General features: G+C 60.3%; 20 protein-coding genes. All 20 read left to right on the top strand.

The annotated features are described in order from the left end of the window. Positions 1-4 precede the first annotated feature (4 nt). The 20 genes from ugpC (at position 5) to HCK86_RS21660 (ending at position 26,246) form a co-directional block, all read left to right on the top strand. The gene (gene ugpC / locus HCK86_RS21565; protein ID WP_176086557.1) at positions 5-1,105 is read left to right on the top strand and encodes a sn-glycerol-3-phosphate ABC transporter ATP-binding protein UgpC; all 1,101 of its coding nucleotides are present in this window, start codon (positions 5-7) and stop codon (positions 1,103-1,105) included. A gap of 11 nt (positions 1,106-1,116) precedes the next feature. Then, complete coding sequence (locus HCK86_RS21570) at positions 1,117-2,031, top strand: ABC transporter permease subunit (RefSeq protein WP_176086558.1); 915 nt, start codon at positions 1,117-1,119, stop codon at positions 2,029-2,031. 11 nt (positions 2,032-2,042) lie between these two features. Further along, a complete protein-coding gene (locus HCK86_RS21575) occupies positions 2,043-2,927 on the top strand; it encodes a carbohydrate ABC transporter permease (RefSeq protein WP_176086559.1) in 885 nt (294 codons plus the stop codon). A gap of 33 nt (positions 2,928-2,960) precedes the next feature. Next, a complete protein-coding gene (locus tag HCK86_RS21580; protein WP_176086560.1) occupies positions 2,961-4,529 on the top strand; it encodes an extracellular solute-binding protein in 1,569 nt (522 codons plus the stop codon). Positions 4,530-4,699: 170 nt separating this feature from the next. Then, positions 4,700-7,033, top strand: a complete 2,334-nt coding sequence (locus HCK86_RS21585; RefSeq protein ID WP_176086561.1) for a DUF4962 domain-containing protein — start codon at positions 4,700-4,702, stop codon at positions 7,031-7,033. Positions 7,034-7,147: 114 nt separating this feature from the next. Next, a complete protein-coding gene (locus tag HCK86_RS21590; RefSeq protein ID WP_210259999.1) occupies positions 7,148-8,722 on the top strand; it encodes an extracellular solute-binding protein in 1,575 nt (524 codons plus the stop codon). 226 nt (positions 8,723-8,948) lie between these two features. Beyond that, positions 8,949-9,662: a FadR/GntR family transcriptional regulator gene (locus HCK86_RS21595; RefSeq protein ID WP_176086562.1), complete on the top strand. Its 714-nt coding sequence runs from the start codon at positions 8,949-8,951 to the stop codon at positions 9,660-9,662. Between the two features lie 171 nt (positions 9,663-9,833). Further along, on the top strand, positions 9,834-11,090 hold the full coding sequence (locus HCK86_RS21600; protein WP_176086563.1) for an ABC transporter substrate-binding protein: 1,257 nt from the start codon (positions 9,834-9,836) through the stop codon (positions 11,088-11,090). A gap of 106 nt (positions 11,091-11,196) precedes the next feature. Continuing rightward, positions 11,197-12,066, top strand: coding sequence for a sugar ABC transporter permease (locus tag HCK86_RS21605; RefSeq protein ID WP_176086564.1), 870 nt, complete (start codon positions 11,197-11,199; stop codon positions 12,064-12,066). Next, positions 12,056-12,865, top strand: a complete 810-nt coding sequence (locus HCK86_RS21610) for a carbohydrate ABC transporter permease (protein WP_176086565.1) — start codon at positions 12,056-12,058, stop codon at positions 12,863-12,865. Before HCK86_RS21605 ends, HCK86_RS21610 begins: the two co-directional genes overlap by 11 nt. A 26-nt stretch (positions 12,866-12,891) precedes the next feature. Further along, positions 12,892-13,650, top strand: coding sequence for a glycerophosphodiester phosphodiesterase family protein (locus HCK86_RS21615; protein WP_348641112.1), 759 nt, complete (start codon positions 12,892-12,894; stop codon positions 13,648-13,650). Then, positions 13,647-14,696, top strand: a complete 1,050-nt coding sequence (locus HCK86_RS21620) for an ATP-binding cassette domain-containing protein (protein ID WP_176086567.1) — start codon at positions 13,647-13,649, stop codon at positions 14,694-14,696. The genes HCK86_RS21615 and HCK86_RS21620 overlap by 4 nt, the downstream gene beginning before the upstream one ends. A 3-nt stretch (positions 14,697-14,699) precedes the next feature. Further along, a complete protein-coding gene (locus tag HCK86_RS21625) occupies positions 14,700-15,584 on the top strand; it encodes a MurR/RpiR family transcriptional regulator (protein ID WP_176086568.1) in 885 nt (294 codons plus the stop codon). Between the two features lie 309 nt (positions 15,585-15,893). After that, entirely contained in the window at positions 15,894-17,354 is a 1,461-nt protein-coding gene (locus HCK86_RS21630; protein ID WP_246739724.1) for a glycosyltransferase, read from the top strand. 19 nt (positions 17,355-17,373) lie between these two features. Continuing rightward, positions 17,374-18,546 carry a hypothetical protein gene (locus HCK86_RS21635; RefSeq protein ID WP_176086569.1) on the top strand — a complete coding sequence of 391 codons (1,173 nt, stop codon included), beginning with the start codon at positions 17,374-17,376 and terminating at the stop codon, positions 18,544-18,546. Then, positions 18,543-20,111, top strand: a complete 1,569-nt coding sequence (locus HCK86_RS21640) for a right-handed parallel beta-helix repeat-containing protein (RefSeq protein WP_176086570.1) — start codon at positions 18,543-18,545, stop codon at positions 20,109-20,111. The genes HCK86_RS21635 and HCK86_RS21640 overlap by 4 nt, the downstream gene beginning before the upstream one ends. Beyond that, a complete protein-coding gene (locus HCK86_RS21645; protein WP_176086571.1) occupies positions 20,108-20,821 on the top strand; it encodes a hypothetical protein in 714 nt (237 codons plus the stop codon). Before HCK86_RS21640 ends, HCK86_RS21645 begins: the two co-directional genes overlap by 4 nt. Before the next feature lie 110 nt (positions 20,822-20,931). Beyond that, positions 20,932-22,284 (top strand): hypothetical protein, encoded by a 1,353-nt coding sequence (locus HCK86_RS21650; RefSeq protein WP_176086572.1) that lies wholly within the window; start codon positions 20,932-20,934, stop codon positions 22,282-22,284. A gap of 16 nt (positions 22,285-22,300) precedes the next feature. Continuing rightward, entirely contained in the window at positions 22,301-25,066 is a 2,766-nt protein-coding gene (locus HCK86_RS21655; protein ID WP_176086573.1) for an SEL1-like repeat protein, read from the top strand. A 16-nt stretch (positions 25,067-25,082) separates the two neighbouring features. Beyond that, on the top strand, positions 25,083-26,246 hold the full coding sequence (locus tag HCK86_RS21660; protein ID WP_176086574.1) for an alginate lyase family protein: 1,164 nt from the start codon (positions 25,083-25,085) through the stop codon (positions 26,244-26,246). The last annotated feature ends 42 nt before the right edge of the window (positions 26,247-26,288 follow it).

Raw genomic sequence — 26,288 nt, forward strand, 5'->3', positions numbered from 1 at the left:
AATAATGTCTGGGGTATATTTGGAGGGGATCGTCAAGCGCTATGGTGCGCTGACGGTGATCCCCGGCATCAATCTGGAAATTCAGCCGCAGGAATTCGTCGTTCTGGTCGGCCCGTCCGGCTGCGGCAAATCGACAACGCTGCGCATGATCGCCGGCCTGGAGGAAATCTCTGACGGGACGCTGAAGATTGGCGATCGCATCGTCAACCGCGTGGCGCCCAAGGATCGCGACGTCGCGATGGTGTTCCAGAATTATGCGCTCTATCCGCACTTAAGCGTGGCCGAGAACATCGCCTTCGGGCTCAGAATCCGGCGTACGCCCAAGCAGGAGATCGGCAAGACCGTTGCCGAGGTTGCCGAAGTGCTCGGCCTCACCCCCTATCTCGAGCGGCGCCCCGCCGATCTGTCGGGCGGCCAGCGCCAGCGCGTCGCCATGGGACGCGCCATTGTCCGGCGCCCCGATGTCTTCCTGTTCGATGAGCCGCTGTCCAATCTCGACGCCAAGCTCAGAACCCAGATGCGTGCCGAGGTCAAGCGCCTGCACAACCGGCTCGGCGTCACCTCGATCTATGTCACCCACGATCAGGTCGAGGCCATGACGCTTGCCGACAGGATCGTGGTGATGAATGGCGGGATTATCGAGCAGATCGGCGCGCCGATGGACCTGTTCAACAATCCGGCCAATACATTCGTCGCCGGCTTTATCGGCTCGCCGCCGATGAACCAGATTTCGGCAACAATCACCAAGGACGGGCACGGACTGGCCGCCAAGTTCGACGGCGGCAGCATCCGCCTGCCGCAGCTGCCGGACCTCGCAGACGCCGAGGGTCGCCCGATCATTTTCGGCATCCGGCCCGAACATGTCCTGCTGAACGGGACGGCGGATGCCAGCGCTATCGCGATCGAGCTCGACCTTGTCGAGACGCTCGGCTCCGAAGCACTGCTGCACACCCATGTCGGCGGCGTTCCCTTTGTCGCCAAGGTGGAAACGCATGGCCGCATCGATCATCTTCGCGGGGTGGACACCTTCTACTTCCCGCCGCATCTCATCAAAATCTTCGATGCCAAGACGGGACGGGCGCTCGATGCGCCGGTTCTGGCCTGAAGGAGGTCGCGATGACACGCTTCGAGCGGATATCCGATCACCTGAAGCGGGAATGGCAGCTCTATCTCATGCTCGCACCGATGATCATCTGGTTGCTGCTTTTCCTCTACAAGCCCATGTACGGGCTGCAGATCGCCTTCAAGGACTACAGCGTCTTCCGCGGCATTTCCGGCAGCCCCTGGGTCGGGTTCGAACATTTCCAGACCCTGTTCGACAGCCCGCAATTCCTGCGCGCCTTCAAGAATACGGTCATTCTGTCCTTCTACAGCCTGCTGTTCGGCTTCCCGATGCCGATCATCCTGGCACTGATGTTCAACGAGGTGCTGCATCAGAGTTTCAAGCGCACGTCGCAGACCATCGTCTATCTGCCGCATTTCATCTCGACGGTCATCATCGCCGGCATCATCATCACCGCCTTGTCGCCGTCGGCGGGCATCATCAACACCATACTCGGCTGGTTCGGGATCGAGCCGATCTACTTCCTCACCAAACCGGAATGGTTCCGCACCATCTTCATCACCTCCGGCATCTGGCAGGAATCCGGCTTCGGCTCGATCGTCTTCCTGGCGGCGATTGCCGGCATATCGCCCTCGCTTTACGAGAGCGCCGTGGTTGACGGCGCATCGCGCTGGCAGATGATGTGGCGCATCACGCTCCCCTGCATCATGCCGACCATCATCATCATGCTGATCATCCGCATCGGCAATCTGCTCGAAGTATCCTTCGAGAAGGTCCTGCTGCTCTATCAGCCGGCGACCTACGAGACCGCCGATGTCATCAACACCTTCATCTACAGACAGGGCCTGCAGGGCGGACAATATGATCTCGCCGCAGCGGCCGGCCTCTTCAACGCTGTCGTTGCCTTCGTGCTCGTGATGACGGCCAACACCATTGCCAAGCGCCGTTCCGGCACTTCGCTCTGGTAGGGAGCGCGCACATGCAAGCCAATATGAACCTCTATTCGAAGGGCGACCGCTTCTTTGTCGTCATCAACATGGTGCTGATCGCGATCTTCACCCTGTCGACGCTCTATCCCTTCATCTATATCGCAGCTTTGTCCTTCTCCTCCGGCTTTGCCGCCCGCGCCGGCCAGGTCGTGCTGACGCCGGTCGGACTGACGCTCGCAGCCTATGAGCGGGTTATCGCCGAGCCGGAATTCTGGCGTTCCTATCTCAACACCTTCATCTACACGATCGGCGGCACGGCGATGTCGCTGGTGATCATCATCCCCGGCGCCTATGCCCTGTCGCGCCGCAAGCTGTTCGGCCGGCGTTTCTTCAATCTCATGGTCGCTTTTACCATGTGGTTTCATGCCGGCATGATCCCCTTCTTCCTCAACATGCGGGACCTGGGACTGCTGGACAGCTATTTCGGCATCATCATCGGCTTTGCCGTTTCCGCCTTCAACGTCATCCTGCTGCGCAATTTCTTCGAGAATATTCCGCAATCCTTCGAAGAAGCGGCACGCATGGATGGCGCCAATGAATTTCAGATCCTCTGGAAGGTTTTCATTCCGCTGTCGAAGCCGGCGATTGCCACGGTGACGCTGTTCTGCGTCGTTGCCCGCTGGAACGGCTTCTTCTGGGCCATGGTGCTTCTGACCGACGAGGGCAAGATTCCGCTGCAGGTGTATCTGCGCCAGACCATCGCCGCGATTTCGGATGATGACCAGTTTACCGCGACGCTGCTGAGCGCCCCCTATTCGGTCGAAACGGTCACCGCCGCGATCATCGTCTGCTCCATCATCCCGGTTCTGATCTTCTATCCCTTCATCCAGAAGTACTTCAACAAGGGCATCCTTCTGGGAGGCGTGAAGGAATAACCCGCTTCGCATCAGCCATTATGGGAGGAATTTATGCGAAAATTCATACTTGCAACAACGGCGCTCGGCCTGACCCTCGCCACCATTCCAGCACTTGCCCAGGATGGTTCCGGCCTGCTTCAGCTGCCGATCGTGGACAAGCCGCTCGAGCTGACGATCCATATGCATCACAAGCGCTATACGAGCTATAATGAGGACTGGCCGGTGGAGCAGGCAGCCCGCCAGATGACCAACATCTATCTGAAGAATGCCACGGTCGGCTCCAATAGCGACAATTCCGACGAAGCCCTGAACCTGCTGCTCGCATCCGGCAAGATGCCGGATATTGTCGGCATGGCCGGCATCAAGCCGCAGGTTGACAAATATGGTCCCGAGGGCGCGTTCCAGCCGCTGAACGACCTGATCGACAAAGATGCGCCCGACATCAAGGCCTTTCTGGACAGCCATCCCGACATCAAGTCGGCGATCACCTCGTCAGACGGCAATATCTACTACATTCCCTATCTGCCGGACGGCAAATATGGCCGTGGCTATTTCATCCGCTACGACTGGCTGAAGAAACTCGGCCTCGACGTTCCGCAGAATGTCGACCAGCTGCATGACGTGCTGCTTGCATTCCGCAACGACGATCCGAATGGCAACGGGCTGAAGGATGAAATTCCCTATTTCGCCACCCAGTTCAACGAGCTGATCCGGCTTGTCACGCTGTGGGACGGACGTTCTTCGGGCTCTGATACCCAGTTCGACTTCTACGTCAAGGATGGCGAAATCCATCATGGCTTCGTCGAAGAGGGTTATCATGTCGGCATGAGCAACCTGGCCGAATGGTACAAGGAAGGCCTGATCGACCCGGAAATCTTTACCCGCGGCAACAATTCGCGTGAGGCGCTTCTCGGCCAGAATCTCGGTGGCATGACCCATGACTGGTTCGCCTCCACCGCCAGCTACAATGACACGCTGAAGGACAAGATCCCGGGATTTGACTGGGAAGCCATGGCACCGCCCGCCTCGGTTTCCGGCGTGAGGATGGAAGAACATCGCCGCATCCCGGTAAAGCCGGATGGCTGGGCGATCGGCTATACCAACAAGCATCCCGAAGAGACGATGAAATATTTCGACTTCTGGTTCACGCCCGAGGGCAAAGATCTCGCCAATTTCGGCGTTGAGGGGCAGCAATGGACCATGGTCGACGGCCACCCGCAATTCACCACGGAAATGCTGACGAACGGCCAGCCCGTCAACAATCAGCTCTATGCCGTCGGATCGCAGCTGCAGGCGCGCGGCTACCCGCAGGACTATGCCTATGAGGAGCAATGGACCAACCAGACAGCGCTCGACGGCATCGCGCTCTATGATGAGGGCGACTATCTGATCGATCAGTTCCTCGGCGTGTCGCTGAACCCGGACGAGCAGGCCGTTTACGACAAGTACTGGCCGGGCATCCGCACCTATATGCTGGAAAAGCAGCAGGCATGGATCCTCGGCTCGGCTGATATCAATGCGGACTGGGACAACTATCTGAGCGAGGTTGACCGGATGGGCTACAGCAAGGTGATCGGTGCCATGCAGGAAGCCTATGACCGCCAGTACAAGGCGAACTGACCTTTCCCCTGGCAGGCGGCCGCATGGGCGTCTGCCAGGGTCCGCAGCACAACGAACGGATACCGTCGGGGCGGCCCTGCTGGCCCGACCGGTGGAACTTTACCAAAATCAGCCCTTTCGCGCCGAGAACGGCACTCGAACCGGCTTTCGAGCAACAAGGAACTGCGTCGATGACTTCGACACCCAAACCATCACAGCAAACGCTTCTCGACGAGCCGCGCGCGGGCCGGCTGAACATCCAATACGCCCCTGTCAATGACCGCCGCATCACCGAAAATCCGCCGCGCTTCACCTGGCTGCCGGTGATCGAGGAGGAGGCACGCTATGTGCTCCGGGTGTCCACCGATCCGGCCTTTGCTGAGACCGCGACAGAGGTCTTCGCCGATCTGCCGCTCAACTTCCTGACACCGGACCGGCACTTCGCGCCGGGGCAGTATTACTGGTCCTATGCCGTATGGGATCCGGTACACAAGCAGGCAGCGACGAACTGGAGCTCGGTGCGCAGCTTTGTCCTCGAAGAGGGCCTGCCGGACGTGCCGCTTGCCGGGCGCGACACGCGCTATGCCGGCGCCAATATGGCGCATCCCCGGCTCTGGCTGTCGCCGGACGAAATTGCCGCCTTTCGCACGCGCCTGGCCGATGATCCGGACTATTGCGCATGGGGCCGCTTCTTCGAGCACAGCGTCAAACCCTGGCGCGACCGGGCGGTCATGGCCGAGCCGCAACCTTATCCCAACGACACCCGCACGGCCGATATCTGGCGCGAGACCTATATCCGCTGCCAGGAGCTGATCTATGCCATCCGCCATATGGCGATCGCCGGCCGGGTGCTGGAAGACGAGACGCTGCTCGCACGGGCAAAGACCTGGCTGCTGGCCATTGCCGGCTGGGATCCTTCGGGCACGACCTCACGCGCCTATACCGATGAATGGGCCTTCCGCGTGACGCTGGCGCTTGCCTGGGGCTATGACTGGCTCCACGACCAGCTTGATGATGATGAGCGCGAGGCAGTGCGTTCGGCGTTGCTGCTGCGCACCCGTGAGGTTGCCGATCACATCATCAAACACGCCAATATTCACCTCTTCCCCTATGACAGCCACGCCGTGCGCGCCGTCTCTGCCGTGCTGGTGCCGGCGGCCATCGCGCTTCTCGACGAAGCCGAAGAGGCGCGCGGCTGGCTCGATTATGCCATCGAATTCCTGTTCACCGTCTATTCGCCCTGGGGCGATGATGAGGGCGGCTGGGCCGAGGGGCCGCATTACTGGATGACCGGCATGGCCTATCTGATCGATGCCGCCAATCTCTTGAAGAAATTCGCCGGCATCGATCTCTATCAGCGGCCCTTTTTCCAGAAGACCGGCGATTTTCCGCTCTACACCAAAGCCCCTGACTTAAGACGCGGAACCTTTGGCGATGACAGCACCATGGGTGCCTTGCCCAGTCTCAAGGTCGGCTACAACCTTCGCCAATATGCCGGTGTCACCGGCAATCCTGCCTATCAGTGGTATTACGACACGGTCCGGGCCAATGATGCCGGGACCGAGATGGAGTTCTACAATTACGGCTGGTGGGATCTGAATTTCGATGAAATGTGCTACCGCCATGACTTTCCCATCATAAAGGGCGCACCGCCGGCGGACACGGACAGGCTGCGCTGGTTCCGCGGCATTGGCTGGGCGGCGATCCAGCACAAGATGGGGACGCCGGACGAGCATATCAGCTTCATCTTCAAGTCCTCGCCCTTCGGATCGATCAGCCACAGCCATGGCGATCAGAATGCCTTCTGCATGTCGGCCTTCGGGGAGGATCTGGCGATCCAGTCGGGCTATTATGTCGCGTTCAACAGCACGATGCACCGGCAGTGGCGGCGCCAGACGCGTTCGAAAAACGCCATCCTCATCAATGGCAAGGGACAATATGCCGATCGTGACAAGGCCCGGACGATCCAGGCAACCGGCAATATCGAGACGGTCTGCGAGCATGATGACCATATCTATATGCGCGGCAATGCCACGGCAGCCTATCGCTCGCTGTCTCCGGAGGTGACCCGCGTCGAGCGTGAGGTCTATTTCGTCCGCAGCAGCTATTTCGTCATCGTTGACGTGATTGATGCCGATGAGCCGGTCGAAGTCGATTTCCTGCTGCATGCCAACGCGCCCTTCGATCTGGGCAAGGACACCTTCCGCTATTCGGGCGAAAAGGCTGGTTTTTATGGCAAGTTCCTGTTTTCCGAAGCTGGCGAGCCGACGCTCAGCCAGGTGACAGGCTATGCCGATGTCGATCCGGAGGAGATCAAGGGCCTGCCCGTTTCAACCCATTTGCGGGCCACGTTCCCGCGTGCCGACCGACACCGGATCGCCACGCTGATCGTGCCCTATCCGGCGGCCGAGCCCAGACGGGTTTTCTCCTTCATCGATGACCAGGGCTATGACTGCGACCTCTATTTCACCGATGCCGATGAAAACAGCTTCCGCGTTGTGGTGAAGAAGAAGGCGCGCGCCTGAACAGCATCGACAGATCAAGCATCGCCCGGGGCCCGTGCTCCGGGTGGCCCATGAGGGCAGCCCCCGGGGGAGGTTTCTGGGGTTTCTCGTTTCGCATGACCAAGGGAGGACCATATGCGCAAACGACTTTTGATATCCACCATGCTCGCCACGTTCGCTGCCGCCGTTCCGGCGCTGGCCGATGAGACAGCACCGCAGGAAGGCATGGCGCTGCCGATCGTTGCAAGCCCGCTTGCGCTGACGATCCACATGCATCACAAGCGCTATCCGCGCTATGACGAAAGCTGGCCGGTCGAGGTGGAGGCCTGCCGGCTCACCAATATCTGCCTGAAAAATGCGACCGTCGGATCCAATTCCGACGATTCCAACGAGGCGCTGAACCTGCTGATGGCATCGGGCAAGATCCCCGATATTGTCGGCATGATGGGCATCAAGGATGTCGTCAACAAATATGGACCGGAAGGCGCATTTCAGCCGCTGAACGACCTGATCGACCAATATGCGCCGCATATCAAGGCTGTGCTCGACCAGAATCCGAGTATCCGCTCGGCCATCACCTCATCTGACGGCAATATCTATTTCATTCCCGATATGCCGGACGGAAAATATACGATGGGCTTTTTCATCCGCTATGACTGGCTGGACAAGCTCGGCCTCGACGTGCCGCAAAATGTCGAGGAACTGCATCAGGTCCTGCTCGCTTTCCGCAACGACGATCCCAACGGCAACGGCCTGAAGGACGAGATTCCCTATTTCAATCGCGCCTGGCAGGAGTTTCCGCGGCTTGTGACATTGTGGGACGGGCGGACATCAGGGTCGGATACCTATTATGATTTCTATGTGGATGACGGGCAGGTGCGCCACGGTTTCATCGGCGAGGGCTATCATCTCGGGATCAGCAATCTCGCCCAGTGGTATCAGGAAGGCCTGATCGATCCGGAAATCTTCACCCGCGGTGCCTCGTCACGCGAATATCTTCTGTCGGAAAATCTCGGCGGCATGACCCATGACTGGTTTGCCTCGACTGCCGGCTATAATGATTCCATCGGTGACAAGGTCGAAGGCTTTGATTTCCGCGCCTTTCCGCCACCGGCCTCGGTCTCGGGCGTGCGGATGGAGGAGACCCGCCGCAGCCCTGTCCGCCCTGACGGCTGGGCGATGGGCTACACCAATACGCACCCGGAAGAAACGATGAAATATTTCGATTTCTGGTTCTCACCGGTTGGCAAGAACCTCGTCAATTACGGCGTCGAGGGCAAGCAGTGGGACATGGTTGATGGCAAGCCCAGGCTCAAGCCAGAGGTGCTCGGCAGCGGCGAGCCGGTCAACGCGCAGATGTATGCGATCGGCGCATCGCTGCAGACACGCGGCTATCCGCGCGACTATGAGCAGGAGCGGCAATGGACCAATCAGGCCGCGCTTGATGGCATTGCCCTCTATGATCAGGGCGACTATCTGATCGACCTTTTCCCCGGCGTGTCGCTGAACCCGGAAGAACAGGCCGTCTACGACAAATACTGGCCGCCGATTCTCGACCTGATGCTGGAAAAACAGCAGGCCTGGCTGCTCGGCTCAGCCGATGTCGATGCGGAATGGGATGGCTATCTGGCGCAACTGGACAGCATGGGCATGCAGCAGGTGCTCGCCGTCATGCAGGAAGCCTATCAACGGCAATATCAGGCCAACTGACCCTGAAATAGCCATCGCCCGGCGCCATTCTTCAGCGCCGGGCGATGGCGCTTCGCTCCGGAACGGACTTGCACCATGGCGTGCTTCAGCGCATATGATGCCACTAAAGTGCTTTTGTATGATTAATGAACATCTTCAGGGCGCGCGTTTGTCAGGCGGCTTCCCGTCGCCCTGCAGGCGCTGAATAGAGCGCCCCGATTTCGGGCAGAAACAGGAACCGGACCGGATGGCGACAAGCTTCAAGACGATCGAAAGCTCCAAACGTGGCCTGAACATGCAGGTTGCCGCTGCGATTGCCGCCAGGATCCTGTCCGGAGACATTGCCGAGAATGAAGCTATTCCCAGCGAGATGACCCTGTGCGAGCAGATGGGCATCAGCCGCACGACGATCCGCGAGGCGACCAAGCTTCTGGCCTCGAAAGGGCTGCTGGAGTCCCGTCCGAAAACCGGAACGCGGGTCATGCCGCGCACCCATTGGAACGTGCTCGATCCGCAAATCCTGGAATGGATGACGGCGTCGGCCGATCCTGCCGTTCTGCTGACGCAATTTCTCGGGCTGCGCCGCTCCATCGAGCCGGAAGCCTGCGCGCTTGCGGCGGTCAATGCCACGGCCAGTCAGCGGATTGCCATTTCCGAAGCCTTTCAGGGCATGGTTGCGGTGTCGAAAGACTTCGATCAGGCCGCATGGCAGGAGGTCGACCTGCGGTTCCACAGCCTGATTTTCCAGTCGAGCGGAAACCTGTTTTTCATCCCGTTCGGGAATATCCTCCGCTCGGTCTATGCCAATTTCTTCAACCACTCGTCCGAGGAAGGCGGCATGTGTCTCAACGAGCATCGGGCGATCTACGACGCCATCATGGCAGGTGATGCCGAGCGCAGCCGCCATGCGTCGCTGGTGCTGCTTCAGGAAGAAAAGCACCGGCTGGCGACCGGCGCCTGATGCGCGGATAAACAGCGGCCTCAGGGCGCCGCTTGTCTGACACCGGAGCGGTATAGGCGCGGGCTGTCGCCGTCATCAACTCTTCATCATTCGTTTAACGCTTTGTCGTCTTGCGACGATAATTGCATGTGGCACGCACAATGCAATTTTCGTTGCAGGAAGGACATTTTGATGTTGAAACTCTCAGCATTCGCCCTGGCAGGGGCCATCTCTTTCGTCTCGTCCGTCGCCTTTGCCGCAGACACCACTGTCGAATTCTGGCATAGCTTCGCCGATGGTAAGTCGAACGGGGTCGCGCTTTCGGAAATCATTTCCAATTTCGAAGCGGCCAATCCGGACATCCATATCGATGCCCAGTATATCGGCAACTATAATGATATCGTCGCCAAGCTGCAGGCTGCCATTCCGGCCCATCGTGCACCCGATGCGGTGATCATGGAAGTGACCCGTTACGGCCTGTTTGCCGATCGCGGCGTGCTCGATGATCTGTCCGGCAGGCTCGCCAGTGACAGCCTCTCCAGTGACCTGTTCGGCTTTGCCCGCGAGGTCGGCGTCTATCAGGGCAAGAACTACATCATCCCGTTCAATTCCTCGACGCCGGTGCTCTACGTCAACAAGGATATCTTCGCCAAAGCGGGCTATAGCGAAATCCCGCCGCTCAAGACATTCGACGAGATCAAGGCCGCCGCGACCCGGATTACCGAGACACTTGGCGGTGACGGCGTGATGGGCATGACATCGCCCGGTCAATTTGCACGCTGGGGCCTGATCATGTCGAATGACAGCGACCTGATCGATTCCAAGACCGGTGACGTTCTGATCGACAGCCCGAACACGGTTGAAGCCTATGAATGGATGTCGTCGCTGATCAAGGACAAGGTCGCCTCCCCCGACGGCGTGACGGACGAAGCCTCCGACAAGCAGTTCTTCCTTTCCGGTCATGCCGGCATGATGATGAATTCGACCGGCGATTATGGCGACGTCAAGAAAGCGCTCGGCGACAATGTCGAGGTTCTGCCCATGCCCTGCAACAAGGTCTGTGCGGTTCCGATCGGCGGCGCTGGCATCGGCATTCTCGCCTCCGCAGATCCGGCCGTGAAGGATGCGGCTTACAAGTTCATCTCCTTCGCCGCCTCGCCGCAATCGAACGCGATCTGGTTCGCAGGCACCGGCTATATGCCGATCAACAAGAAGACGGCAGCAGAACCCCGCGCCGCCGCGGCGCTCGCCAATGAGGACGGCATCAACGTCGCTATCAACCAGCTCGATTTCGCCCGTGGCAGGCCGCGCCCGCCGGTCGTCACCTGGATGCGCGCCAATGAATATGATGTCTGGCAGGCCATCGCACTCGGGACCAAGGACGCCGATACGGCGCTGAGCGATTTTGCCGAGCGCACCCGTGAAGAAGCCCGCCGTCTCTCCAATTGAGACCCGGACCGACATGGCAGGGTCCGCACGGCGCTGTTGCGCCTGCGGACCGGCCATCTATGAGCATGCCGTTTCTGAAAGAGCGGCCGCACAGAAAGCATCGCCGATGCCGCGCAAGCTGACACCCTATATCTTCGTTCTGCCGCTGATGATCTTCATCGCGGTGTTCACCTATATTCCGATCATCACCAGTATTGATCTGAGTTTCAGGCAATGGGACTTCATGTCGCCCGACAAGCCCTTTGTCGGGTTTGACAATTACCGGATCCTGTTCCGCTCGCATGAATTCTGGAATTCGCTGAAGGTCACCGCCATCTTCGCCTTCGTCTCCGTGCCGATCCGGCTGGCGCTGGCGCTGCTGATTGCTGCGGCGCTGTCGCGCGAGACCTTTGCCCGGCGGATATTGCGCGGGGCACTGTTTCTGCCTTCGGTCACCTCGACCGTGTCGATCGCCGTGGTGTTCTCATGGGTTTTCTCGACCGATTTCGGCATGATGAACGGGTTGCTGGCGCTTGTCGGCGTTGACAAGGTGCACTGGATGCAGAGCCCCGATCTGGCGCTCGGCGTGCTGATCTTCATCAATACCTGGAAGCAGCTGGGCTATGACATCGTCATCTATATCGCCGGGCTGCAGGCCATCCCGCAGGAACTCTATGATGCCGCAGCCGTTGATGGCGGCAGGAAGCGTCACATATTCCGGCGCGTCACCTTTCCGCTGGTCATGCCGACCACCTATTTCCTGCTGGTGATTTCGGTGATCGAGGCCTTTCAGGTGTTCACCCTTGTCGATGTGATGACCGAGGGCGGACCGGCCGGTGCCACCGATCTCCTCGTCAATCGGCTCTACCAGATCGGCTTCACGCTGTTCGATATCGGACAGGGCTCGGCGCTTGCGGTGCTGCTCTTCATCCTGCTGGTGGCGCTTGCCGTCATCAAGTCGCGTATTCTCGGCCGGAGGGTTCACTATGAAGCCTGACAATCCGCTCATCGCAGCTATGGCGCTTGTCGCCGGGCTTTTGTTCCTGTCGCCGGTGCTCTACTCGATCTGGATGTCGTTCCAGACGTCAAACGCCTATTATACAGGGACCACGGACTTCACGATCGGCAATTATGCCGTCGCCATCGGCCAGTATAATTTCGCCCGCTACCTGATCAACAGCCTGATTGTCTCGGGTGCGGTGACCGTGATCGGCACGGCCTTTGCCACCATGGCCGCCTATGCCTTTGCCCGTTATCGCTTTTTCGGCAGCAACTTTCTGTTTGCCGCAACCGTCGCGACACTGATGATCCCGAGCCATATCAGCCTGATCCCGAACTATCTGACACTCGCCAATGCCGGACTGCTGGACAGCTATGCAGGCCTGATCCTGCCGGCAATCTCCAACGGCTTTGCCGCGTTTTTCCTCAGGCAATATATACGCGGCATCCCCAGGGCACTGGATGAGGCGGCCTATATGGACGGCGCCTCGCCGCTGAAAGTGCTCTGGCGCGTGATCGTGCCGATCGCCCGGCCGGCCATCTTCTCCATGGGTCTCTATATCTTCATCACCGAGTGGAACAATTATATCTGGCCGCTGGTCGCCACCAGCCGCCAGGACCTCTACACCCTGCAGGTCGGTCTCGCCCGGCTCTACCGCGTCAATCCCGGCGAGGGACTGATCGACTGGCCATTGGTCATGGCCGCATCAACAATCTCCATGCTGCCCGTGATTGCAGGCTTCGTGCTTGTCGAGCGCCATCTGGTGCGCGGCATCACCATGGGCGCTGTGAAATAATCAAGAACATGACTGGAAAAAACACTGTGACACGCATTGCATCCCACCGCGGCGGAACCCTGGAATTCGGCGACAGTACCTTTGCCGGCTTCGCCGCAACGGCCGCCATGGCCGTTGATGAGGTTGAGTTCGACCTGCATCCGAGCGCCGATGGCCGGATCTTCGTCCATCATGACGCAACGCTTGACCGGACAACCGATCGGAGCGGGGCCATTGCCGATCTGAATGCAGCGGCGGTTCGTGCGGCCATCGTCGATCATGCCGGATCCGGTTTTCGCCATCCGCTTTATGTCGAGGAATTATGCGCCATTTTCGCGGACAGCCCGGTCGCCTTTCGCTGCGAGATCAAGCCCGGACAGCACGGGCAACCCTATGCCGGTTTCGTGCCGGCGGTCGTCGCCGTGCTTGCCGAACACCAGCGTCTTACCACCACCACCTTTTCCTCTTTCCTGCTCGACACGATGCGTGACATCGCGGCGGCAACCGACCGTCCCGCGCTCTGGCTCGTCAGTCCCGCGGTTCTGACACAGCTCGGTGCCCGCGGCGTCATCGACCTCGCGCGGCTGCGCGGCATCGCCGAGATCGGCGTTCATATCGATTGCGCCGATGCCGGGATGAAAATGATGGCAGAAGAAAACGGCCTCGCCTTCGGCTGCTGGGCCGCCCACACCGCAAGCCAGATCGGCAAGGCGCTCGATCTCGGCGTCAAGGTTTTTACAACGGATCGCCCGTCACTGGCCGTCGCGATCCGCGACAGGGTTCGCGCAGAGGAGACCTCGCTATGAGCCGGATCACACTGAAAAACATCCAGAAGTCCTATGATCAGGGACCAAAAGTGCTGCATGGCGTTTCAATGGATATCGAACCCGGCGAATTCATTGTAATTGTCGGACCGTCCGGCTGCGGCAAGTCGACGCTTCTGCGGCTGATCGCAGGTCTCGAAACCTGCCGGGACGGCGACATTCTGATCGATGGCAGGCTCTGCAACAACGTCGCGCCGCAGGACCGCGACATTGCGATGATCTTCCAGAATTATGCACTCTACCCGCATATGAGCGTGCGTGAAAACATCGCCTTCGGACTGGAACTGCGCGGCATGCCGAAGAAACAACGCAACCAGAGAGCAGAAGAGGTCGCCCGAACCCTGCAGCTTGAGGCCTATCTTGACCGCAAGCCGGCGGCGCTTTCCGGGGGCCAGCGCCAGCGCGTCGCCATGGGCCGGGCGATCGCACGGGAGACGTCCACCTTTTTGATGGATGAGCCGCTGTCCAATCTCGACAATGCGCTCAGGATCGTCATGCGCCGGGAAATCAAGGAACTGCACCGCGCGCTTGGCGCCACCATCATCTATGTCACCCATGACCAGACGGAGGCGCTTTCGCTGGCAGACAGGATCGCCGTGATGAAAGGCGGCCATCTGCAGCAGTTCGATACGCCCGAGGCGATCTACGACCGGCCGGCCAACCACTTCGTCGCCTCCTTCATCGGCGCGCCCGAGATGAATTTCCTCGATGCAGCCGAACTGCCGGGCACGAACATCCCTGCGCGGCTGACGGTGGGTCTGCGCGCCGATGCGCTCACGATCTTGGACGACCGCCCCAAAGGCACCGCCCTTCCCGCCCGCGTGACCTTGAGCGAAATGACCGGATCCGACGTTGTGCTCCATTGCGAGACGCCCGCCGGCCGGGTTACGCTCACTGCACATCGCAGTGCGCTGCCCGCAAATCCTGATCAGTGCTGGATTGCCTGTGATATGAAGGCCGCCTATTTCTTTGATCGTGAAACGGGCGAACGCCGCACGATGGCAACGCCTGAAACCCACAACTGGTAAGACATGGACAAGACGGACGAAACGCCCCAGCATCTCAGCGATCTCATCTCACGCAATGCCGAACGGCTTACCGATGCTGATACCCGTCTCCTCGACGTGTTGATGCAGAACCCGCTGCGCGCAGCGCTCGAGAACGGAAAGGAAGTCTCCAGCCGCGCGGGGCTGCATCCCTCATCGGCTGTCAGGCTGGCAAAACGGCTCGGCTTCGAGGGCTACCCGGAATTTCGCACCTTTCTGCAGACCAGTCTTGCCAATGAGGGCGAGGATTTCACCAATGGCGCGGCGCGCGTGGCAGCCCGACTGCTGCGGGCCGATGACGGTGCGCTGGTCTCTTCCGTCATCGACAGTGAAATCGCTGCCCTGCAAAATGCCCGCGCCGTCGTCACCGACACGCAGATCCGGGCGTTTTCGCAAGCCCTGCGCGGATCCCGGCGCATCTTTGTTGTCGGAACCGGGCATTTCGGCGCGCTCGCGCATCTGATCAACCTGCGTCTCAACCGCTCCGGCTACGAAGCGTCCGACCTGACCGCGACACCGAACCTGATGCGCGAAACGCTGATGATGATGTCGGACAGGGACGTGCTGTGGCTGTTTGCCTTCCGCAGCCCGCCATCGCTGATGCATGATATCCGCGCCGTTGCTGCCGAGCGCGGTGCGACGACGCTCGCCATAACGGACCTTGCCGGCGGCCGGTTCACCCCCCTACCCGAACACCATATTATCGTCTCGCGCGGTGCACTCGGCCAATCGCAGTCGCTTGTCGTTCCCATGACGATCGCCAACACTGTCATTCTCGACCTTGCTGCGATCGATGATGGCCGGTCGCTGAAAGCGATCGAACGATTTGACCGGTTCCGCGAGCAGGGCCCGCCCTTTGGCTGGGCGTGACGACGGCTGCATGCGCCGGCGCGAAAGCCGATCTGGCGCTCGCATGAGGAACACGCTCCAGCGATGAACGAGCGGCGATATGTCGTCAGACTAAAGCCGTCGCCGTCTGGTTCTGGACCGCAACAGGCCGGAATCAACTAAAAAGAAACGGTCTTTCGGACTTTTCATTGCGCAAAAATGATTTTATTGATTTCGTGTCATTCGACGGAACAGCAACCGAAATCGACTTGCCCTTGTTTTCGTTTTTATATGCTGTGATAGCGCTGTCTTTTTGCGTGTTGCTCGGGTCTTGAATGTGGGAAAACATCGTTGTTTCATGTTTTGTATTTGCTCCTATGCCTGTTGCTGACCTTCGCGGTTTCGCGTGAGGCGCATGATGCGCCGTCAGGTCTGATCCTGGCGATCGGCGCAATCGGCATCTGGCGCTACACATGGATGATGACCATTTTCATCCGCTCCGCGCTCTATCTGCGCATCGATTTTCCCCGGCTTCGCCGGGTTTCGGAGCGGCTCTACAACCAGCGCCGGAACAAGGCACATGCCTTCTTCCTGATCACCTCCTACAAAATCGATGCTGAAGTCACGCTGCGCGCCTACAGAGCCCTTTTCCTGGCAGCGTCACAGTCGGAGGGCGGCGCCACGGTCGTCGCCGTGATCGTCGACCCGAGCGATATCCGGCTGCTCAAGGCCATCTTTTCGGCCTCTCACATCGACCGGAGCCGCGTCCAGCTGATCTTCGAACATGCCCATGGCACCGGCAAGCGTGATGCTCTGGCTCAGGGGCTGCGCAAGATCAGGCAGCAGGCGCCGACGCGTCACGATCTGGTCTTCCTGGTTGACGGCGATACCTGTGTGCCGGCCGATGTCGTCGGCAAATGCGCCCCCTTCTTCACTGATCCGCAGATCGGTGCCCTGACGACCGATGAACGGTCCGAGGCGACGGGCAGCCGCTGGTTCCGCGACTGGTTCGCCCTCCGCTTCACCCAGCGTCAGGTCATGATGTCATCGCTTGCGCTTGGTGGCCGTGTGCTGACATTGACCGGGCGGCTTTCGGCATTTCGCGCCAATCTGGCGACAGAGCCTTCCTTCATCGAGATGGTCCAGCACGACAGTATCAACCATTGGCGTTTCGGACAGCTTGCCTTTCTGACCGGCGATGACAAATCCACCTGGTTCTGGCTTCTCAAAAACGGTTACAAGATGACCTATCTGCCGGATGTCGCTCCGGTCTCGATCGAAACACAACCGCGCGATACCTTTCTTGATTCCGCCATCACCCTGATGCGCCGCTGGTTCGGCAATACGATGCGCACAAATGGCAGGGCGCTGAAATTGCCGCCGTGGCGGATCGGCTGGTTCACCTGGCTTTCGATTCTGGATCAGCGCATCTCGATGTGGACGACGGTCGCCGGCCCGACAGGCATGGCGATGGCGGCCCTGGTCATCAATCCGCTTTTCCTGAGTTTCTACATCGCCTGGATCATGGCAACGCGCTACCTGTACTGCTTCATTCTCTCTTTGTACCGACGCGGCCCATTTCCGGTGACCTATCCGTTCCTGCTCTATTTCGGGCAGATCGTTGGCGCATCGGTCAAGATTTACGTCCTCTTCCGCCTCGACCGCCAGAAATGGACCCGCCAGCAATCGGCCGGCGCTTCCAAGGCCGGGCCAAGGTCCGTCTGGGCAGGAGAGACCCTATCAATGTATCTCAACGCGCTCGCCGTCGGCTGGATGGTCATGGGCGTATTCTGGCTCGTGAAATTCGTTTAGGGCCGAGAGGAACGATCAAATGCTCGACAGCACTGCAGCACAGGAAACAGCATCCCATATCGCCTCCGCGCGGGTCCGCAGCAATTACGAGACCGAACATCCGCCAATCTGGATGCCGTTTACGGTGATGGTGAATGGCCATGAACTCAAGGGCGTCGGCCTCTCGCTTGTCAACGCCATTGTCAGCGGGCACCTGCCGCCGGAGGCCGTGGATCGCAACCTGATCGCAACCTTTACCTTCCTGTTCCAGGGGTACAGCTTCAATCTTCCCGCAGATGTGCTGATTGCGCGTGAATTCGACCGCTCCGGCTCCTACAGGATTACGTTTCTCAATCCCACCGGGCCGCATCTTCCGCATCTGCGCTATCTGCTGAACTCCTATCTGGCCGGCGATCTCGTGGTGATCGACGAACTGCTCAGGGTGCGGGGCGAGAAAGCCGCGCCATCGCAGGCAGGCAAGGCCGGCGAGCCGAAAACGGCGGCTATGCTGATACGCCGCATATCCGGCGTCGCCTTTGTCACGCTTGCCACGATCGGCCTGCTGGCACTGGTGGGCTATACGCTGCAAAAGCGTGTCTTCGTCCACCAGGTTCCCTCGCTGGCTTCGGTCGAGCCGGTCGGTCTGCCGCTGCGGGCGCCGGAGGCGGGGCAGATCGTCTATGTCAATGATCAGGCGGCACAGGGCGATGTCGTGTTCTCGCTGCAATCCGTGCGCGGAGAGGCGCTGAATTTCACCAATCCCTGTGATTGCGCAGTCTTCGTGACCCAGTATGGCGCCAGTGGCGCGACGGTTCTGCCGGGTGAAGTGATCGCCTATGTCGAGAAAGGTGATGATGAGCCCGTGCTGAAGGCGACCATGCCGTCCGCCCTGACGAAGAAGCTGATGTTTGGCGGCCGCGCCGTCGCCCTCTTGCCCGATGGCGACAAGATTGACCTCCATCTTGTGTCGGCAACGCCGATTGCCGGCTCGTCTCAGGCCGAGAGTGCCGCAACCTTCAGCGCAGACAAGGGCGTCCTGCGGGCCGCCGGCGTTGGCAGCACGCTGCCGGTCGAGGTGATCGACAAGAGCTATGCCCGCTTGCTCTCTATGCTTGGCAAGCTCACCGGCGACAGGACCGGCGCAAGCACCGCTGGCCAGGCTGGCGATGCCGCGACAGGCACGCCGGCGGCGGCCGGGACTTCGGGATCGTGAGCCGCGACCGGCTCCCCTGGATGATTGTGGTCGTGCTGCTTGCTGAAGCGGTCGCAACGGGGCGTGCCTTTGCCTTTGACATGGAAAAGGCCGAGGCGCTCCAGGCCAGGGTCGATGCGATTGGCCAGTATCTGGATACCGGTTCGCCGAATGGCGCTGAAGGGGCGATTGCGCTGGCTGCAAGCCTTCTGCCTGAAACGACGGCAATCAGGCGCGATCCGCCGCAAAGGGCAGCACTGCCGGATCTGCCGTCCGGACCGGCCGCAGACGCATCGCTCATGCCTGTTCAGCCGACGCTCTCGGACATTGCGCTCCAGACCGGATATGATGCGGGTGCAGCGCTTGCGGCGGTAACAAAGCGCAACGGCGGCATGGCGATCATGCTGAACGGTGGCACTTATTCACTCCCCGCACTTCTGACGCAGCTTTCATTGGCCAGTGGCACCGCCATTGTCGAAAACCCGGCCGGCCATTTTCACGTCATGCTGCCGATCGTCATCGCCGCAGATGCGGCCCTTGTGATCAATCCCGGCGAAACGCTCGACATGTCGACGAAAAACGGTGCCTTCCTGATAAACACCGGAACACTTGTCGTGAACCAGGCGACCGTGACGGCCTCGGATGATCAAAATGCCGAGGCGGAATTTCGTCCCTTCATTCTGAGCGTCAAGGGTGGCCGGGTCTTTGCGACCGACAGCCGGTTTGCAGGCCTTGGCTTCGGCGAGCGGCCATCTTTGCGCGGCGTCAGCTTCGTTTCGAACCGCTTCTATCCCGTTCCAACCGAAGCCCATCTCAGCGGCAACCGGTTCGATGATCTGATCTCGCTGGAATTGCGGGGGCTCACCCGGTTTGATATCAGCGGCAATCTGATCGAACATGCCCGCGGCGTCGGCCTGTTTGCGATCAACCTCTCCGGCGGCACCATCGCCGGCAATGTCATTGACCGCTCGCAAAGCCATGGCCTGCGGCTGATCGAGAGCGCCGATATCCGCCTCAACCATAATCTGCTCACCCGCAACGGTCATTCCGGCCTCCTCGCCGGCGACGATTTCATGCTGAGCACGCTTGAAAGCAACGTCTTTCTGTCCAATGACGGCGCCGGACTTGCCATGGATGGTGGCGCCTGTGTTGACATAACCGGCAATGCCAGTGTCGCCAACCGAACGGACGGAGCGGCGCTGACCAAGAGTTTCGACGTCGCGATCACCGACAATCGTCTTTCTGGCAATGGTGGCAATGGTCTGACGATTGCAAACAGCCTGCCCTCCGAACAGCCGACCGAAATTGCGCGCAATCAGATCTCTGCAAATGGGGCGGGTATCCGCGCTGACCGGTTCGGCACGCTGAGGCTGGTCGGGAATGACTTTACCGGTCAGTCCCCGATTCTGTTCTCGGGCGCGCTTTCGGCAGAGATGCCGCGTTTTCTTGCCGCGCAAAAATCCACCGGACCATTCGCCGTCTCGTCATCCGACAAGGGCAGCATAAGCCCGGCCGGCGCGCAGCCATTTGACGGGTTTTCGCTGGTCAAGCTCAGCCAATGCCGCCAACAGGGAGCAGGACAGTGAGAAGACGCAACTGGCCGCTGCTGATACTTGCTCTGGCGATCGCACTCTCCGCGACGGCGCCCGCCGGCCATGCCGATGCTGCGTCATCACTGATGATCAAGGTTGCAAATCCCTACAGCAACCCAGCACTCAGAGACATCCGCAAACGGCTCGGTGCGCATCAGAACGTCTCATCGGCTGAGCTTCGTCTGCTCGCCGATCACGGCGACAGTCTGGCAGCCTTTGCACTTGCCGAAAGGCTTGCCTCATCCGGCGAAGCGGCGGTGAGAGGCGAGGCAGCCTATTATTACGCCGTAGCGGCCCTGAATGGCCGGGCCTATGCCATCAAGCCGCTGACGACGATCCTTGCCACGCCTGGAGTGTCCTACAAATCAGGTCAGCTCAGCTTTATCGAAACAGCTCTTCTGCGGCAGGCACATGCCGGATCGCCGGATGCGATACTGGCGCTTGTCTCGCTCTACCAGCTCGGCCGCCCGTTTGGTGCCAGGCCGGACGACGCTGAAGCGCTGCTCAAATCAAACAGGCTGAACCGCTTCGATTCTTCTGAAGCGCTTCAGCTTGCCGTCAACATTGCCGCAAGCGGGACGCCGGATGCGGTCGAGCTTGCGCTGATGCGCTATTATCTTCTGGTCGCTTCGCGCAGCCAGGAACCGGGAACCAGGGCCGCCGCGCAAAATCTGCTGCGCGCCTATTCAGACCTCAGACCCTGAAGCACCGATCTGATGTGATCAGATCGGTGCTTCAGGTCCCATTTGCCGCATGCCCTTTCCGGCGCTCGTTTCGCTCCGGTCGGGTCATGCTACAGGCAGGAAACATGTGAATGGAACGTCGGACGATGCGAAAACTTGCCCTTGCCTGCCTGCTGCTCGTCACTGGCATTGCCTCCGCTGACGCTGAAGAGGCAACGACATCGGATTACGGTTGCAGCAGTCTTGAAACGCTTGCCAGTCCGAAGGCTGTTGAGGGCAAGGACGGCTTCTTCTTTTCCGTCGATGATGACATCCGCATGCCGCTGATCGGCGGTCAGCCGATGGTCAGCAATATTGCCACCCTGTCGCGACAGCTGGCGGCCAGAGGCACGACGCTTGTTTATGTTCCGGTGCCTTCCAAGGGGCAGGTCATGTCGGCAATGCTGCCGGACAGCGCTTTCGCCCTCGGCTTCGAGGCCGATGCATCGCGGCAACTCTATGATGATTTCATCAGCCAGCTCCGGACGGCCGATGTTACCGCTGTTGATCTGCTGACGCCGTTAAGCGCGGCAGGAACCGAGGCGCCCGCCTTTTATCGCAGCGCCGAATACTGGAGCGATCACGGCGCGCGCATTGCTGCCAAGGCGGTGGCAAATGCCGTGATGGCGCTTCCGGGCTATGGCGCCGCCGACCATACGACATTTGAAACATTGATGTATGGCCCGGTGCTGCGGCCTTCGCCGATGCGCAAGGCGCTGCAGGCCTTTTGCGTGAAGAACCTTCCGCCGGTGACAGGCCATGTCTTTCAAACCAGACCAGTCGAAGGAAGCACTGCCGGTGATCAGGACGCCGCGCCCGCCGCTCTGATCGGCACACAGTTTTCCCGGCCTGAATTCTCCCCTTTCACCGGCTTTTTCGAAGAATTCAGTGCATTGCAGACAGCGTCCTATGCCGTGGCTGGCGATGATCCGCTTGCCGCGATGATCCAGTATGTGAAATCGCAGGCCTTCCGCTCGGACCCGCCCGCCTTTCTGGTCTGGGAGGCCCCTGTCGCCAGCGCGCGATCCGGCCTGCAGGCGATCGGCTGGAGCATTCTACTTGCAGCAGCCGGAAGCGAGTGCCAGCCACTTCCCGCCGCGGGCATGCCCTCCGGCGCACCGGGGCTGAGCGTCGATATGCGCAAAGTGGCCAATCCTGGCGCATCCGTGCTGATGATCAGCACGGTCGACGATACGATGAGCGCAGACGCGGCCAGCCAGAGCATGGTCGATCATATCGATCTCAGAACAACGGACAGCAAGGGCAAGGAACGGCATCTGCGGATCAGCGCCGACGGCCAGCTCGCGGCCAATGGCGACTTCTTCGTGCCGTTGCGCCCGCTTTCTTCCGAAGGCCTTCTCGATCTCTCAGTCGTGCCGGACGGAAAAGCCGATGCGCCGCTTCAGCTCTTCCTCTGCACCCCGCCAGCTGTGCGAACCCAATGATCGGCAGGAGATCCCAATGGTGAAAGGCAAACGATACATCGCCCTTGCGACGATCCTCTGCATGGCTGCATTTCCGGTGCGGGCAATTGGAGCGGACATGGCAGACGTCACGGCAGCAGGCACGGCAGCCGATAAGGCGCCGCCGCCGGCGGTCGACTTCCTGCCACCCGACACGCTGCCGGGCAAGGTATGCGCGCCCTGGCGCTCCGATGATCTCATTCAGCGCGAATGGTCCGTTTTCGACGGCAAGCGGCTGCCGTCCGGCGTGCGGGTCGAGGATATGGATCGCGATCTGGCGCGGCTGCGGGCAATCGATGCGGCCGGCTTTTTCGAGATCATCAAGCAGGGTGCCGATCTGCGACTGCGCATTGATAGCAGCTACAGTTCAGCAAGCTATCTGCTCGATATGGTCAATCTCTATATCGCCGCCGGCCGGATCGCCGATCTTGAAGCGACGGACCTGATCTCGCAGCTGCAGGCACCGGATCTCAAGCGTTCGCCCGGCGTTCTGAACCTGCTGGGTGATCTCTACCTGAACGGTATTGCAGTGGCAGCCGATCAGCAAAAGGGCCTAGACTACAAGATACAGGCTGCCTATGGCGGCAACGGCAATGCGGTTCTCGATCTTGCGTCGCGTTCGGCGACGGGGTCTCCGCCGCCGGGCTGGGCACTTGAGCCGCAGGCGGCATTTCTGCTTGGCTTCGGCGCCATGCTGGGCAAGGCTGATCCGCAGATCTGCGATCGTGCCAAGCGGATTGCGCGGACCTATGAGCAGGGCGAGATCGTGCAGCAGAATTACCCCTATGCCGAGGCATGGTACCGGTTTGCCGCCGAGATGGGGGATGGTGACGCTGCCTGGCGCGTTGCCCAGTATCATCTGGAAAGCCAGTTCATCCAGAAGGATAATGGTCTGCTGCTGCGATATCTGTTGCAGGCGGCGGACAGCGGCGTCGTTGCCGCCCGCTTCGCGCTCGCAAAGGCCTATGTCGCCGGTGCATTGCTGCCTGCTGATCCGGCGGCGGCGCTGAAGATCTACGATGATCTTGCTGCCGAGGGCAATACGGAAGCGGCGATCGCCGCGATCCAGCTGAGAGATCAGCAGGGGCTGACATCCGGCGAAAGCCGGGCTCTGCTGCGCAAACAGCTTGTCGCTCTCACCCAGTCCAAGGATGCGCCCGGGTGGGCCTTCCTGCGGCTTGGGCGGATGATCCTCGAGGACGAGGGTCCCTTTGTCGGGCGCAGCCAAGCCTCGTCACTGTTCAACCAGGCACGGGAGCGCGGCGACGATGATGCAACGCTTGAGCTCGCCCGTCTTAATCTCACGACGCCGGAGGATCCTGCCGCCTACGCTCAGGCACTGGATCTGCTCTACCCGCTCGCCATGGACAAGGGCAAAAAGGCGGCCTTTGACGCCCTCTGGCGGGCGCAGCTATGTCTCGCACCCGATGACCCCGATATTGATCTTGCACGGTTCTGGAGAGCGGAAGGCAGCCGCTACGGCGCCGCCGATCTCGATGGGGACCAGCTTGCCGAAATCGGTAAGACGGGCGGACCGCTTGACCTTGCCGTACTGCAATCAGCAGCACTTTCCGGTAATGCCGATGCCATCCATGCTGAAATTGCCCGGCAAACGCGTCTCAGGCCGAAAGATCAGAGCCTGATCCTGTCGGCCTGGCAGCGGCAGGCCGGGACGATGAAGGCCGGCCAGACGGACACAGGCAACCCTGCCCCGCTCGATGACCTGGATGACAATGCGATAAAGACGCTGCGCAACCAGGCGGCAGGCGGCGATGTTCAGGCGGCGCAGGCACTGGCGCATTATTATCTTCTCAACCCGGAAAAGAGCAGCCTGGCCGAGATTGAAGCGCTGTTTACGAATCTGGGCGGACAGGTTCAGGGCGACGATCTCTGGCGGCTCGATGCCGCTCTGAAAGCGCAACAGGGCAGCGGATATCAACCGTCTGCGACGGTTCTCAGCGCGCTGTCGAATTCCGGCGACTATGCCGCCATTCTTTTTGCCGCCAGCCAGACGACGGACCGGGCGAAATCCCGCGCTCTTTTCCTGAAGGCCTTCGGCACCATGCCCTGCACCTATGCCGCCGTGGACCGGATGGCCCATTTCGCGCTTGATCGCGGTTATCGCCAGGAGGCGGAACACCTTGCCAAGGTGGCCGTCGAGCTGAGCTCCGGCGAACCCTGGCAGGATCTTCACAATGCTGACATCCTGTTCGCGCTTGGTTCGGAACAGTCCCGGTCCGAGGCCTTCGCGCTTTACAAGCGTGCCTATGACGCGGGCTACCAGCCGGCGGCCTACCGGCTGCTGGACTGGTTCTCGCAAGGCGACGGCTTTTACGATGCCGCCCTCGAGCAAAAGATCTATCTGGCGCTTCTCAATGGCGCTACTGCCGACCGGCTCTACAGTGTTGCCAGCCGGCTGAAAAAGGCTCCGAAAGCGGTTCAGGCGGCGGTTCTGGCGCGTTTCGATCTTCAGCGCGCCTACCAGAATGCTGCCGATGCCGGCAATCCCGACGCCATGCGCGAACTGGGGCTGATGCTGCGCCGGCCGAATGCAACGCCTTATGAGCTGTTCCAGTCGACCGCCTGGCTCAAGCGTGCCGCAGAAGCCAATGACATCAAAGCCATGTCGCTGCTGGCTGACGCCTATGCCTTCGGCATTGGCACCGATGTTTCCAGAGACGCAGCGACAAAATGGTTGCAGGCCGCCGCAAAAGCAGGTGATAAAGATGCCCAGCAACGCCTTCAGCTGATGAAGCACCAGTGAAACAGACGAAAGATCAATGGGTCACAAAGCATCCGCGGCCTTTTTCCTGACGATCTCGGCGACGGCAATGGCGATGACCGTGAGCATCGCGCCTCAGGCGCAGGCCCAATGGCAACCTGCGTCAGAGCTGCCTTCCGCGCCGGCGCCGGACGCTTCGGGGCCTGAAAGCCAGGGCTGCCCGGTCTTTCCAGACCCCACGGTCAGGCTCGATTATGGCAGCCGCTACGAGGCCGACAGCCAGGACCGCTCCGATCTGAATGCCGAGGCCGATGCGGCAGTCACGAAAGCGCTTGAGGACGCCGACAATTTCGTGCGCCAGCTTGCTGAACTGAGCAATGCCGCAGTGATCAACCCGGACGTGGCCGCGGACAATGCCGGATGCGTCATCGATGCGGTTTATGCCTGGGCCAGTGCCGGCGCATTCAGCGAGCTGGACAGCGCCAACGCTGAAATGACCTACCCGTCGCGGCTAGGCGGCATCGCCGCCGCCTACCGGCAGGTGATGTCGCTTGTCCCCGGCCGCCAGGACGAGAAACAGGCAATCGGGGCCTGGCTCCGGACAAATGCCAGCGCCATGATCCGTTACTGGAATGATGATGCACCGCCGCTTGCGCGGGTTTCCAATCTGCGGGCCTGGGCCGCCTTCGCCGTAACGGAAGTCGGACTTATACTGGATGAGCCCGGATTTCTCGACTGGAGCGCGGATAGCCAGAGCCAGATCCTCGATACCCAGTCCGATGATGGCAGTCTGCCGGTGGAGATGCGGCGCGGCAAATATGCGCTTCATTACCAGCTTCACGCCCTGGCACCGCTGACCGTGTCACGTCTGCTTCTGTGCCAGGCTGGCCGCATGGACAGCGCCGACCATATGGCCCGGCTTCGCAAGGGGGTCGAATTCGCTCTGGCCGGGATCGACGATCCCGCAAGCGTCGAGCAGATCACCGGTGACCGGCAGTCGCTGCCGCGCGGGCTTGTGAACCAGCAGAAATTCGAGATTGCCTTTCTCGAAGCCTATCTCAGCCTCTTCAATGATGTGCCGCTGGATCTCAGCCTCAGGCCGTTGCGCCCCTTGTCAAATTCAAAGCTCGGTGGCGATCTGACGATGCTCTATCGTTTCAGCAAGGTTTCAGCCGCTGACTGCGCGTCTCCAGATGGCCTGCCAGACCCCGCGAAACGCTGACTGGCGCATCCCTGCGGCGATTGCCTGGACAGGAAAGGCCGG

This window comes from Martelella sp. HB161492, assembly GCF_013184775.1.
Lineage (GTDB): Bacteria > Pseudomonadota > Alphaproteobacteria > Rhizobiales > Rhizobiaceae > Martelella.

Excerpts from the sequence above, each read along its gene's own strand:
- ugpC (WP_176086557.1), top strand. The coding sequence starts at position 5 with ATGTCTGGGGTATATTTGGAGGGGATCGTCAAGCGCTATGGTGCGCTG.
- HCK86_RS21570 (WP_176086558.1), top strand. The coding sequence starts at position 1,117 with ATGACACGCTTCGAGCGGATATCCGATCACCTGAAGCGGGAATGGCAG.
- HCK86_RS21575 (WP_176086559.1), top strand. The coding sequence starts at position 2,043 with ATGCAAGCCAATATGAACCTCTATTCGAAGGGCGACCGCTTCTTTGTC.
- HCK86_RS21580 (WP_176086560.1), top strand. The coding sequence starts at position 2,961 with ATGCGAAAATTCATACTTGCAACAACGGCGCTCGGCCTGACCCTCGCC.
- HCK86_RS21585 (WP_176086561.1), top strand. The coding sequence starts at position 4,700 with ATGACTTCGACACCCAAACCATCACAGCAAACGCTTCTCGACGAGCCG.
- HCK86_RS21590 (WP_210259999.1), top strand. The coding sequence starts at position 7,148 with ATGCGCAAACGACTTTTGATATCCACCATGCTCGCCACGTTCGCTGCC.
- HCK86_RS21595 (WP_176086562.1), top strand. The coding sequence starts at position 8,949 with ATGGCGACAAGCTTCAAGACGATCGAAAGCTCCAAACGTGGCCTGAAC.
- HCK86_RS21600 (WP_176086563.1), top strand. The coding sequence starts at position 9,834 with ATGTTGAAACTCTCAGCATTCGCCCTGGCAGGGGCCATCTCTTTCGTC.
- HCK86_RS21605 (WP_176086564.1), top strand. The coding sequence starts at position 11,197 with ATGCCGCGCAAGCTGACACCCTATATCTTCGTTCTGCCGCTGATGATC.
- HCK86_RS21610 (WP_176086565.1), top strand. The coding sequence starts at position 12,056 with ATGAAGCCTGACAATCCGCTCATCGCAGCTATGGCGCTTGTCGCCGGG.
- HCK86_RS21620 (WP_176086567.1), top strand. The coding sequence starts at position 13,647 with ATGAGCCGGATCACACTGAAAAACATCCAGAAGTCCTATGATCAGGGA.
- HCK86_RS21625 (WP_176086568.1), top strand. The coding sequence starts at position 14,700 with ATGGACAAGACGGACGAAACGCCCCAGCATCTCAGCGATCTCATCTCA.
- HCK86_RS21635 (WP_176086569.1), top strand. The coding sequence starts at position 17,374 with ATGCTCGACAGCACTGCAGCACAGGAAACAGCATCCCATATCGCCTCC.
- HCK86_RS21650 (WP_176086572.1), top strand. The coding sequence starts at position 20,932 with ATGGAACGTCGGACGATGCGAAAACTTGCCCTTGCCTGCCTGCTGCTC.
- HCK86_RS21655 (WP_176086573.1), top strand. The coding sequence starts at position 22,301 with ATGGTGAAAGGCAAACGATACATCGCCCTTGCGACGATCCTCTGCATG.
- HCK86_RS21660 (WP_176086574.1), top strand. The coding sequence starts at position 25,083 with ATGGGTCACAAAGCATCCGCGGCCTTTTTCCTGACGATCTCGGCGACG.